The organism is Flavobacterium sp. PLA-DH12 (genome assembly GCF_059511845.1).
The window spans coordinates 20029-33403 of sequence record NZ_JCAMPD010000013.1 but is presented as its reverse complement, the minus strand read 5'-3'; the positions used below and the strand labels follow the sequence as shown (position 1 = coordinate 33403).

General features: G+C 33.3%; 9 protein-coding genes. 7 read left to right on the top strand and 2 right to left on the bottom strand.

Going from position 1 to position 13375, the window contains the following annotated elements:
- Window positions 1-20: 20 nt before the first annotated feature.
- The 7 genes from AC5ZCW_RS20590 (at window position 21) to AC5ZCW_RS20560 (ending at window position 9309) form a co-directional block, all read left to right on the top strand.
- A complete protein-coding gene (locus tag AC5ZCW_RS20590; protein WP_496121522.1) occupies window positions 21-1700 on the top strand; it encodes an OstA-like protein in 1680 nt (559 codons plus the stop codon).
- Between the two features lie 200 nt (window positions 1701-1900).
- Window positions 1901-3094, top strand: a complete 1194-nt coding sequence (locus tag AC5ZCW_RS20585; RefSeq protein WP_496121521.1) for an aspartate aminotransferase family protein — start codon at window positions 1901-1903, stop codon at window positions 3092-3094.
- A gap of 273 nt (window positions 3095-3367) precedes the next feature.
- Entirely contained in the window at window positions 3368-4762 is a 1395-nt protein-coding gene (locus AC5ZCW_RS20580; RefSeq protein ID WP_177210100.1) for a tetratricopeptide repeat protein, read from the top strand.
- A gap of 2 nt (window positions 4763-4764) precedes the next feature.
- A complete protein-coding gene (locus AC5ZCW_RS20575; RefSeq protein ID WP_496121520.1) occupies window positions 4765-5517 on the top strand; it encodes a shikimate dehydrogenase family protein in 753 nt (250 codons plus the stop codon).
- 56 nt (window positions 5518-5573) lie between these two features.
- Window positions 5574-6326, top strand: a complete 753-nt coding sequence (locus AC5ZCW_RS20570; protein WP_496121519.1) for a lipid A phosphoethanolamine transferase — start codon at window positions 5574-5576, stop codon at window positions 6324-6326.
- Between the two features lie 250 nt (window positions 6327-6576).
- A complete protein-coding gene (locus AC5ZCW_RS20565) occupies window positions 6577-8556 on the top strand; it encodes a DUF349 domain-containing protein (protein WP_496121517.1) in 1980 nt (659 codons plus the stop codon).
- 333 nt (window positions 8557-8889) lie between these two features.
- The gene (locus AC5ZCW_RS20560; RefSeq protein ID WP_111283188.1) at window positions 8890-9309 is read left to right on the top strand and encodes an OsmC family protein; all 420 of its coding nucleotides are present in this window, start codon (window positions 8890-8892) and stop codon (window positions 9307-9309) included.
- A gap of 58 nt (window positions 9310-9367) precedes the next feature.
- On the opposite strand, the gene AC5ZCW_RS20555 is transcribed toward AC5ZCW_RS20560, so the two are convergent.
- A complete protein-coding gene (locus tag AC5ZCW_RS20555; RefSeq protein WP_496121515.1) occupies window positions 9368-10636 on the bottom strand; it encodes a tetratricopeptide repeat protein in 1269 nt (422 codons plus the stop codon).
- A 37-nt stretch (window positions 10637-10673) separates the two neighbouring features.
- Window positions 10674-13316, bottom strand: a complete 2643-nt coding sequence (gyrA, locus tag AC5ZCW_RS20550) for a DNA gyrase subunit A (protein ID WP_496121513.1) — start codon at window positions 13314-13316, stop codon at window positions 10674-10676.
- Between the last annotated feature and the right edge of the window lie 59 nt (window positions 13317-13375).

Below are 13375 nucleotides of genomic sequence, written 5' to 3'. Positions count from 1 at the left end.
TTTGACAAAAATTTAATCAGTTGAAGAAATCACTCTTTTTCATATTTATTTGCCTGTCTTTTTTAAGCGTTCAATTTACTTTCGCGCAAGCAAAAAAACCTGCACAATCTCCAAAAACAATTGTTATCGAGAATGCTGACTTTTCCGACGTGGATCAAGTTAATGTACCTGATGCGCTTTTACTTACCGGAAATGTAAAAGTAAACCATGATGGAGTTGTATTAACTTGTAACAAAGCTTATTTTTTTCAAAAAGAAAATTATCTAAAAGCATTTGGAAATGTACAATTGGTACAGGGAGATACTTTGTTTTTAAATAGTAAATATGCTGAGTATAGCGGTAATGAAAAAAAAGCTTTTGCAACAGGAAATGCAGTTCTAACTTCACCTGATGCTACTTTACAGACTGATACTATTAATTTTGATAGAAATATTCAAGAAGCATTTTACAATACAAAAGGAACAATTGTAAACAAAGACAATACTTTGGTCAGCAAATCGGGAAGGTATTTTGTAAAAGAAAAGAAGTTTCAGTTTTTAACCGAAGTTACCATTACCAATCCAAAATATGTAATTAAATCCAATCACTTGGATTATTACAGTAATTCTGGACACACTTATCTTCTTGGACCTTCAACTATTACCAGTAAAGCCAATTACATTTATACCGAAAAAGGTTTTTACGATACAAAGAAAAACTTAGCGCATTTTCTTCGAAAATCGTATATCAAATACGACGATAGGCGTATAGAAGGCGATAGTTTATACTATAATCGAAATACCGAATTTGCATCGGCAACTCGAAATGTAAAAATTACCGACTCTATTAACAAAGGAATTGTAAAAGGCCATTATGCAGAACTTTACAAACTGAAAGATTCCATGTTTGTTACCAAAAGAGCTGTTGCTGTAAATCTAGTTGAAAATGATTCGGTTTACATTCACGGACAAAAATTAATGGTTACAGGTAAAGAAGGAGAAAGAATTTTGAGAGCTTTTAAAAATGTTCGCTTCTATAAAACAGACATGAGCGGTAAATGCGATTCTATTCATTCGAATTCTAAAACTGCTTTAACGAAATTGATTGGAAATCCGATTCTGTGGAATGGCGATAACCAAATTACTGGTGATTTAATGCACTTAATTGGCGACAATAAAACAAGGAAAATTGATTCTTTGAAAGTTCTAAACAATACTTTTGTCTTATCCAAGGACACGCTCGGAACCGGTTTTAATCAAGTCAAGGGACTCAATTTGTTTGGAAAATTCCGGGATGGGAAACTTCATGATGTTGATGTCATCAAAAACACCGAAGTAATTTATTATATGCGGAACGATGCTCATGAACTAATCGGAATCAATAAAAATGTCAGCAGTAAAATCAATATGATATTGGAAAACAATGCTATTGAAACCATTACGTTCTTCAATAAAGTTGATGGAGATATTTTTCCTGAGGATGAACTTCCCGAAAACGCGCGTAAACTGCGAGGCATGAATTGGCGCGGAAACGAAAGAATAAAGTCGAAAGATGATATTTTTACCGCCGAAGAAAATGAAATGAATGAAAAACTGATTAAACAGGGTAAAGACGAAGAAGAAAAAGGTAAAAATGTTCCTCTGAAAGTCAGGAAGGAAACCTTGAATTACGATAAGAAAAACACAGCCACTAAGACAGACACGAAAGCTAAAAACAAGTAGTTTTCAGTCGCAGTTACAGTTTACAGTGCTTTACGATTGTTTAAACCACAAAGTTAACTTAAGCGTAAAGTAAAAAAACTTAGAACCTTAGTACCTTCGCCACTTTGAACCTAAAAAAGTTTTCAGTCGCAGTCACAGTGTACAGTTAAAAACATAGAAGCTCAGAATCTTAGTATCTCAGCAACTTAGAAGCTAAAAAAATGAATCCAGATTTTATAAAATACCAAGCGCAAACCTCTCCTTACCCACTCGGAATGGAAGTTTCGCATGCCATCGGCTCTTACATTTACGACACAGACGATAAAAAATATTTAGATTTTGTTGCCGGAGTTTCGGCTTGTACTTTAGGACATCAGCATCCTAGAGTAAATCAGGCTATAAAAGATCAGTTGGATAAATATTCGCACGTAATGGTATACGGAGAATATTCTCAGAGTCCAGCAGTTCAATATTGCAAATTAATGGCTTCTCTCCTGCCTGAATCTTTAAATAAAACCTATTTGGTTAATTCAGGTACGGAAGCAATCGAAGGTTCGCTAAAATTAGCAAAACGAGTTACAGGCCGCAGTCAGCTTATTTCTTGCCACAATGCGTATCACGGAAACACGATGGGTTCTATGAGCGTTATGGGATTTGAAGAGCGTAAACAGGCTTTTAGACCTCTATTGCCAGATGTTGATTTCATTACCTTCAATAACGAAGAAGATCTACAAAAAATAACTACCAGAACAGCAGCCATCCTTTTAGAAACCATCCAAGGTGGAGCAGGTTTTATTCAGCCAGAAAACAATTTCCTTCAAAAAGTGCGTAAACGCTGTGATGAAGTTGGAGCTTTAATGATTGTTGACGAAATCCAGCCAGGTTTTGGAAGAACAGGAAAACTTTTTGGTTTCCAAAATTACGATGTTGTTCCAGATATCGTAGTTATGGGTAAAGGAATGGGCGGCGGTATGCCGGTTGGTGCTTTTACTGCTTCTGCTGAAAAAATGGACCTTTTAACAGAAAATCCGAAATTAGGACATATCACCACTTTTGGTGGTCACCCTGTCATTGCGTCAGCTTGTTTGGCTACTTTGCAAGAATTAACTGAAACAAATTTAATGGCAGAAACGTTGGAGAAGGAAAAACTCTTCAGATCGCTTTTGGTACACCCTTTGATTAAAGAAGTTAGAGGAAAAGGATTAATGCTTGCTGCTATGACAGATTCGGCAAACATTACCAACGAAGTCATTTTAACCTGTCAAGACAGAGGACTTATTTTATTTTGGCTTTTATTTGAAGGATGTGCTATACGAATTACACCTCCTTTGACCATTTCTGAAGACGAAATTAGAGAAGGATGCGCCATTATTTTAGAGGTTATGGATGGGATAATGCAAAAGAGCAACAGCTAAAATGAAAAATTATTTTTGAAATATTTCGGTGCTTTTTAATAAAAACGACAGGAAGTACCATTCCATTTATATTTCACTATAATCTTTCGGCTTAATTAAAAAAATGACAAAATCGAAGTTAACCCCTTAATTATAAAGGAGATTTCTTCCCAAAACAGAATAAAAAACGCCATATTTTGTTAATTAAATTGTTCAAAACAATTAATTTCCTATCCTTACAACAATTATATGGTTGCCTAAATTTATAACAGGCTAATTTCAAATATACGAAGTATGCAATTAAGCAACGAAGAAGAAGATTATAACCTATCCCTATCCAAATTTGAGTCGATGTTAAAAACTAACAAAGTGCTCTTTTTTGATTCTGAAGAATTTGAAGAAATAATTCTTCATTACTTAGACATAGGTAAGGCTAATTTAGCAAAAAAGGCCTTAAAACTTGCATTAGACCAGCATCCAAAATCTACAGGCTTAAAATTAGTACAAGTAGAAATGCTAGTTTATGATGACAAACTCGAGATTGCTGAAAAGCTTTTGAATGAGTTATACGCAATTGAACCTAACAACGAGGAAATCTATATCCAGAAAGCCAATATCTGTTCAAAAAGAGATCAGCACGAAAAAGCAGTCGAACTGCTAAAAATCGCGCTTCAATACACTGATGATTATGCTGACGTGTACAATTTGATCGGAATGGAATATCTATTTATGGACAATCTCGAGCTGGCAAAGGAGAATTTTATCAAATGTCTTGAAGAAGACTTAGAAGACCAATCTGCTCTTTACAACGTAGTCTATTGTTTTGAATTTTTAGATCAGAACCAAGAGGCTATTGTATATCTTAACGAATATATTAACAGAAATCCCTATAGCGAAATTGCGTGGCATCAGCTTGGACGTCTTCATTATGGCGTAAAAGAATATGAAAATGCTATTCGCGCATTTGACTACGCAACATTGATTGATGATGAATTTTTAGGTGCTTTCATGGAAAAAGCAAAAGCTTACGAACGCCTTAAAAAATACAATGAAGCAATTGAAAGCTATAACAGAACCATCGAGTTAGATGATGCAACATCGTATGCATTGCTTCGAATTGGAAAATGTTATGAAAAACTTGGAAATTTAGCGAAAGCAATTCAATATTATAACCAAACTGTTCATGAAGATCCGCTTTTAGATAAAGGCTGGATTGCGATAACAGATTTTCATCTTCGCCAGAAAAACTATCAAAAAGCATTGTTCTTTGTGAATAAAGCTTTAGCGATTGATAATCAAAATCGTTTGTACTGGAAAAGATATGCAACAATCAATAAACAAATGAATTTCTTTGAAGAAGCCGAATTTGGTTTTAGAAAAGCAGTTGAATTTGGAGATTATGCATTAGATACTTGGTTGTACTGGGTTGATATTCTTCAATTTTTGGGAGAATTTGAAACTGCTATACAGACTTTATTGCAGGCGACAGAATATTTTCCAGAAGAAAATGAAATCGAATACCGTTTAGCAGGATTGTATTTCATGATTCAGGACAATACAAAAGCTAAATTTCATTTAAGCAATGGTTTACGTCTAAATTTTGACAATTATATCTTGATAGAAGATTTATTTCCTGTGGTTTGGACAAAAAAAACAGTAAAAAATTATATAGAAAAACATCGTAAATAAGAATGGTTGATATTTTATTAAGAAGACGTTTTGGATTATTAGGACGCAACATAAGCTACTCTTTTTCAAAAGGTTATTTTACAGAGAAATTTAATAATGAAGTTTTTGCCGGTAACAGCTATGAGAATTTTGACATTTCTGAGATTAATTACTTCACAGAATTAATTAAAAACAATCCTGATTTAAAGGGATTAAATGTTACGATTCCGTACAAAGAACAAGTTATTCCTTTCTTAGATAAACTATCAAAAAAAGCTGCTCTAATTGGCGCTGTTAATACCATTAAATTTACTAAAAGCGGCAAATTAAAAGGCTACAACACCGATTACTACGGATTTAAAAAGTCTTTAAAGCCATTATTAGAGCCACATCATAAAAAAGCTCTTATCTTAGGTACAGGAGGCGCTTCTAAAGGCGTTGCTTTTGCTTTGGATGAATTAGATATTCCGTATACTTTTGTTTCAAGAGAAGCAAAAGAAAACATTATTGATTACGATTTGATTAATGCTACTACTTTTGATAATTTTCAAATTATAATTAATTGTACGCCAGTTGGAACAAGTCCAAATGTGGATGCTTGTCCAAATTTGCCTTATGAATTTTTTACAGAAAAACATATTGCCTACGATTTAATCTACAATCCAGCAGAAACCACTTTCCTAAGAAAAGCAAAAGAAATGGGAGCTGTAATTAAAAATGGACATGATATGCTTATTTTTCAGGCGGAGAAAGCGTGGAAAATTTGGAATAAATAAAAAATTAAAATGTTAAAGTAATTTTTGTAAATTAGTCTACTCATTTGCAGACAGTTATGAAAAAACAACTACTTTACTTTAGCATTTTTTTTCTTATTACATTTCTTGCAGCTGCTCAAGACGAAGATATTGACAGAAGCAATAGTCCGTTTGCCGAGCCTAGATATCATTATTTTCTGCAAACCATTCTATTGTACAATGAATATTTAGACACTAAGAATGGCTCTTTTAACACTACAAATTTACGTGTCTTACAACCAATAGGCAACAAAGCTTGGAATCTGAGATTTGATTTGCCTTTAATTTCAACCAACTCCAATTCTATTAATCAAACAGGACTTGGCGATGTTGGTGCTGGACTAAGTTTCATACCCTATTTTAAGAAAAATAATGGCATTGGCCTTAGAACCCGCGTCATCTCAAATTCTGCTGTAGATCCAAGTTTTGGAAGTGGAAAATGGGTCGTGATTCCTGCTGGTATTTTTGCAAAATACTTCAATCACAAGAAATTTTTATGGATTGCGACCATTGAACATTCCCAAAGTTTTGCGGGATCAAGCAATCGAAGCGATGTAAGTGTAACATTACTAGAAAACAACCTGTTATGGTTCTTCGGAAAAAATTGGATTGCTACAGATGTAGCTTTTAGATACAATTACGTTTTGGACGGCTTTCAAAATAATGCTTTTATGGAATTTGGCCGAAAAATAACTCCAACAAACTTAGTTTATGTACACCCCAGCGTAGCTTTTGGTGGCGAAAAATCATATAATTTTGGTATGGAAGTCGGGATGCTGATTTTGTTTTGATTTTGAACAAACTGCTATTTCAGCTTGACTTTTTAGGATTTATATGTTTTTCAATTAAAAATCGAAAAAAATATTATTTCTAACTTATCAATTAAAACAACAAAAATTAATATATCATACTGTCAAATTGAAGTAAACAATAAGAATTTCATCGCAAATTAGCGTATAAACAAAGGATTTATTTTGTAGTTAGAAACACCTTTACTATCTTTCGCACTGTTTAAAATAAAAACCTTATACATTTTTAAAGATGTTAGAAGAAAAGAATGATAACCTGCATGAAGCAGACGGAAAATCAGGAATCGAAATAAATGATTCTGTAGCAAATGATGCAATCGAAATCTCAGATTCAGAAACTTTGACCGAAGATTTGGTCTCAGAAACTGAAAATGAAGTAACAAAACAAGAAGATGCCCATCAGGAGGCATTAGATGTTATTACCAATTCGAACGCTGCTGAAAGTGAAGACGAAACGCTAAAGGAACGTCACGACATTCCTATGCAAGATTACAATACCTTTACTCTGGATGCACTTGTTGATGAACTAAAAAAATTGGTGAATATAGACAAGGCAATGTCTGTAAAAGATCATATTGAAGAAATCAAAAAAGCTTTCTTGCTGCAATATCATCATCTTATAGAAGAGAAAAAAGAAGAATTTTTAGCTTCCAATCCAGATCCGAATGAAGAATTTGAATATCACCTTCCGTTAAAATCAAAATTCGACGAATATTATAATGTTTTTAGAGAAAAAAGAAATGCTCATTTTAAACATTTACAGACGAATTTAAAAAGCAATTTAGAAAATCGTCTTGCTATTGTTGAAGAATTAAAAGAACTAATTAATCCGCAAGAAAATATAAAAGATACTCTTAAACATTTTAATGAATTAAGAGAAAGATGGAAAAATGCCGGAGCTATTCCAAAAGACAAATACAATCATGTTTGGAATAATTACCACTTCCACGTAGAAAATTTCTACGATTATCTTCATTTAGACCGTGAGGCTAGAGATTTAGATTTTAAACATAACTTAGAATTAAAACAAAAAATTATAGCACGCGTTGAAGAATTGGCAAACGATGCCGATGTGAGCAAATCTTTCCGCGAATTACAAGATTTACACAGAATCTGGAAAGAAGAAATCGGACCTGTTTCTAAAGAACATCGTGATGCAATCTGGAATCAGTTTAGCGAACTGACTAAGAAAATACATGACAAGCGAGAACTTTTATTTGAAAGCCAAAGAGCAAATGAGCAAAAAAATCTTGAGGCCAAAAAAGAAATTATTGCTAAAATTGAAGTGCTTGGAAGCGAAAAAGTAAATTCTCATTCTCAATGGCTTATTCAAATTCAAAAAGTAGAAGAGCTAAGAAATGAGTTTTTTGCAGCTGGAAAAGTGCCTTCTGAAGTTAATGAAGAAACTTGGGCTACTTTTAAAACTGCGGTTAGAAATTTCAATGCTTTTAAAAATTCGTTTTATAAAGACATTAAAAAAGACCAAAACGATAATTTAAATAAAAAACTGGCTCTTGTAGCAAAAGCTAAAGAATTACAGGAAAGCACCGATTTCCAAGCTACTACACCTGTAATGAAACAGATCCAGGAAGAATGGAAACAAATTGGGCATGTTCCTAAAAAATATTCAGACAAAATCTGGAAAGAATTTAAGGATGCTTGCAACCATTATTTTGACAAATTAAAAGAGCATAAATCTGAAGAGAACAGTGATGAAGTTGCTGCTTTTGATAGCAAAAAGGCTTATTTAGATGTTTTAAGAGCTTTCCAATTAACTGGAGATCACAAAACTGATTTAGATGCCATTAAAGCACATATTGAAACTTGGAAAGGTTTTGGAAAAGTTCCTTTTTCTAGAAGACATATTGAAGGGAAATTTAATAAAATCTTAGATGCTCTTTTTGAAAAACTAAGTTTAAGCAAAAAAGAATCTGAAATGATGCGTTTTGCAAATCGTCTTGATTCTTTATCTGACAGCAATGATACGCGTAAATTAGATAATGAAAAGATCTTTATTATGCGTAAAATTGAAGAAGTTCAAAATGAAATTTTTCAATTAGAAAATAACATTCAGTTCTTTACCAATACAAAAAATGCCAAAAAAGAGAATTCAATTGTGACAGAGGTTCGTAAAAACATTGCAATTCACAAAGAAAGCCTTGAAGTTTGGAAAGATAAATTGAAACAATTAAGAAACTTAGGACAAGAGTAATTCCAGTCGAATTCTAAAACTAATAAAGTGTAACGAGCAATTGTTACACTTTTTTTTTATTTTTTAACGCAAAGTCCGCAAAGATTTTTAAATATATAAGGTTTTATAAAAACACAAAGTTCGCAAAGCTTTACTTAAAGACTTTCTGTATCCCGATAGCCATCAGGATTGTATGCTTTGTGGTTAAAACTCACTCTAACTTAAAACCCAAAACTTAACAATACAATTAAATTTCATAAAATTATTCTGCAAAATATTGATTATATTTGAGTTACCACTATTAACTGGCAATCAAGCAAATAACATTTAATACTAATTTTAAATAAGGAGAATATGAAATTTACAAGAAAAGCACACGCCAACTGGAAAGGAACCGGTATGGAAGGAAAAGGAACAATCAGTACACAAAGTACAACTTTAGATAATGCACAATTGTCTTTTAAAACAAGATTCGCTGACGGTGTTGGAACAAATCCTGAAGAATTGGTTGCTGCGGCTCATTCTGGCTGTTTTACGATGCAATTAAGTTTTTTACTAAATGAAGCTGGGTTTACAGCCGATGATTTAACTACAGAAGCTACAGTAACTTTTGAAGATGGATCAATCACTTTGATTCACTTAGATTTAAAAGGTAAAGTTCCATCCATATCTGCTGAGGAATTTGCTTCAACAGCTGCAAAAGCCAAAGAAATCTGTCCGATTTCAAAACTGTTAAATACAACCATTACTTTATCTGCTGAACTAATCAGTTAAGGACATAAAAAAACCATTCACAATTGTGAATGGTTTTTTTATTTTATAATGCCAATAATTACATTTTTGCTTTTAAGGCTTTAGCTTCAGCAGTCATTTCAAGAGCGCTATAAACTCCTAATAATGTTTTAGAAACATCCTCATTTTTAGGATCTAATTCATTCGCTTTTTTAAGGTAAGGAATAACTCCCTTGAAAACAGCCTCTCTTTGCGCTTTTAAAACATCGTAACGTTTCATATCTTTAGCAGAAGTACCTAATTTATTCATTTCATCAATGATTGGTTTTTCAGCTTCTAATTTTAATGCAGCAAGATTCAAATAAGCATTTGTATACTCAGGATTGATTTCGATTGCTTTTAAGTAATATTTCTCTGCATCAGCATTGTTTTTAGCCCCAGCGCTGATTACTCCTAAATTGAATACTAAGTCAGCATTTTTAGGATCTTTCTCTAAAGCTTCATTAACTAATTTTTTGTACATATCGTAGTCTTTAGTCTCTAGATATAAATTAGCTTCTGTTAAAATTAAAGAAGAATCGTCTGGATTTGCTTTTCTAGCATCAGCGATTGCTTTTTTAGCATCTTCTGTACGTCCTTTTTGAACTAAGATTAATGCTAAGTTTTTGTAGATCTCACCTCTTTTAGAAGCAATAGCTTCAGTTTTAGGTTTTTCGTGAGTACCTAATTTAACCGCTAAATCTCTTTCTTTAGCATTAGCAAAACTATCATCATTTCCAGAAGCTTTGTTTACAGCTGTATACAAAGTTCCTTTTCCTGAATAATTTATTTTTTTCAACTCTTCGTACATTGGCAAAGCAAGATCAAAATCTTGTGAATTTACAGCAGTAGAAGCTGCATAATACAAGTTAATAGTATCTTTTTTGTCTAATTCATATGCTTCGTACAATTTTTTTGCACCTTCAACATGTTTGCTAGCTTGTGTATCAGCAATTGCAGAATTAATCAACAAACCTTTAATGTTTGTAATTGAAGCAGCAGCTTGAGTTGAATATTTTTGCTTTCCAGAAGTTTTTTCTACTTCAATTAATTTTTTGTAGCTGTCAGCTGCAGCTAATAAATTTTTACTTTCTTCAACTTTTTTGTTTGCAAGTTCAAGAAAAGCATTTCCTTGAACGAAATAATACTGTGCCTGCTCAGTATCTTTAGCATTCACAATTAAACTCTCTGCATCTTTTAATTGAGCAAGAGCACCTTGCGCATCTCCTCCTTTTAATGCTTTTTCAGCATTTTTAATTTGATCTTTTTGAGCAAACGTAGCTACAGAGATCAGTAATGCTGATGCAAGTATTACATATTTACTTTTCATAATGGTATTTATTTGTATTTAATTTTTTGTTTTTTACTTATTCTTCAGATTCTTCGTCTTCTGCCTCAGTATCGTCTTCGTCTTCTACTTCATCATCAGAGTCATCATCATCTTCAACAGATCCGTCGTCTTCAAGAACTTCTAAATCAGGCTTAACCCTTTCAATTACAGTTTCGATAACATTACCGTCTTCGTCAACAATTACTTCTTCTGCATCATCTTTCATTACAGTTGTTACAGCAGCAATAGAATCTTTTCCTTTTAAATTGATCAATCTAACACCTTGAGTTGCACGCCCCATAACACGTAAATCTTCGATTGCCATTCTAATTGTCAATCCTGATTTATTGATAATCATCAAATCATCTGAGTCAGTTACCGCATTAATAGAGATTAATTTACCGGTTTTCTCAGTAATATTAAGCGTTTTAACCCCTTTACCTCCACGGTTTGTAATTCTGTAAACATCTTCTCCATCTTCATCAACCAACTTAGTACGTTTTCCGTAACCATTTTCAGTTACCACTAAGATTTGTGATTCAGAAATATCATTTTTATCAACCGTAACCATTCCGATTACTTCGTCAGTTTCATCTTTTAAGGTAATTCCACGTACTCCAGAAGCTGTTCTTCCCATCGGACGTGTTTTAGTTTCTTCAAAACGAACTAATTTACCAGATTTAACTGCTAAGATAATTTGGCTTTCACCATTTGTTAACTGAGCACCAAGCAACTCATCACCTTCTTTAATTGTAATTGCGGCAACTCCATTTACACGAGGTTTAGAATATTTCTCTAAAGAAGTTTTCTTAACCTGTCCTTGTTTAGTCACCATTACAAGATTATGAGTATTGATATAATCTTTATCTTTTAAATCTTGTGTACAAATGAAAGCTTTTACTTTATCATCGCTTTCAATATTCACCAAGTTCTGAATTGCTCTACCTTTTGCCGTTTTGCTTCCTTCTGGAATTTCATAAACACGCATCCAGAAACATTTTCCTTTTTGCGTAAAGAACATCATATATTGGTGGTTTGTTGCTACGAACATGTGCTCCAAGAAATCCTGATCTCTTGTTCCTGCACTTTTTTGACCAACTCCTCCTCTATTCTGAGTTTTGTATTCTGTCAAGTTCGTACGTTTGATATAACCTGCATGCGAAATGGTAATTACCACATTTTCATCTGCAATCAAATCTTCAATACTTACATCTCCTCCAGAATATTCAATTTTAGAACGACGCTCATCACCGTATTTATCACGGATTTCTGTAAGCTCTTCTTTAATCAAATCAATTCTCAAATTAACATCTGCTAATAAAGCTTTTAAATGCTCGATTAACTTCATTAACTCATCAAACTCCGCTCTTAATTTATCTTGCTCCAGACCTGTTAACTGACGTAGACGCATCTCTACAATTGCACGAGCCTGAATATCTGACAATTTAAATCTTTCGATTAATTTCTCTCTTGCTTCATCTGTGTTTTTAGAACCTCTAATTAACGCGATTACTTCGTCGATATTATCAGAAGCAATAATTAATCCTTCTAAAATATGTGCTCTTTCTTCAGCTTTGCGTAATTCAAACTGCGTTCTTCTAACTACCACATCGTGACGGTGCTCAATAAAGTAGTGAATCATGTCCTTTAGATTCAGTAATTGAGGACGTCCTTTTACTAATGCAATATTATTAACACTAAATGAAGATTGTAATTGAGTGTATTTGTATAAAGTATTTAAAACTACGTTTGGCGTAGCATCACGTTTTAAGATATAAACGATACGCATACCATTTCTATCCGATTCATCACGAATATTGGCAATACCTTCAATTTTTTTATCGTTAACCAAATCAGCCGTACGTTTGATCATTTCGGCTTTGTTAACTTGATATGGAATTTCTGTAACAATAATACATTCTCTTCCGTCTACTTCTTCAAAACCGACTTTAGCACGCATTACAATACGCCCTCTACCTGTTTTAAAAGCTTCACGAACACCTTCATATCCGTAGATAATACCTCCTGTAGGGAAATCAGGTGCTTTAATATGAGTTATTAATTCATCTACTTCAATATCGTTATTATCAAGATATGCTAAAGTACCGTTGATAACTTCAGTTAAATTGTGTGGCGGCATGTTTGTCGCCATACCAACTGCAATACCTGTTGCTCCATTTACTAATAAAGTAGGAACTCTTGTTGGCATTACTTTTGGCTCATATATTGTATCGTCAAAGTTCAATTGAAAATCAACTGTTTCTTTTTCAATATCGGCCATAATCTCTTCAGAAATTTTACGCATTCTGGCTTCAGTATAACGCATTGCTGCAGGACTATCTCCATCGACAGAACCAAAGTTACCCTGACCATCAACTAATAAATATCGCATACTCCACTCTTGAGCCATACGAACCATTGCGTCGTAAACAGAGGTATCTCCGTGCGGGTGATACTTACCCAGAACCTCTCCCACGATTCTTGCAGATTTTTTATGGGCAGATCTTGATGTTACACCTAAATCATACATTCCGTAAAGAACTCTTCGATGCACTGGTTTCAAGCCATCTCTAACATCAGGAAGTGCTCTCGATACAATTACTGACATCGAATAATCGATGTAAGCTGATTTCATTTCATCTTCAATGTTAATAGGAATTAACTTTTCTCCTTCAGACATAAGTTGTTATATTAAATAATTATAATAGTTTCAAAGCGTGCCAAGATACGTTTTTTTAA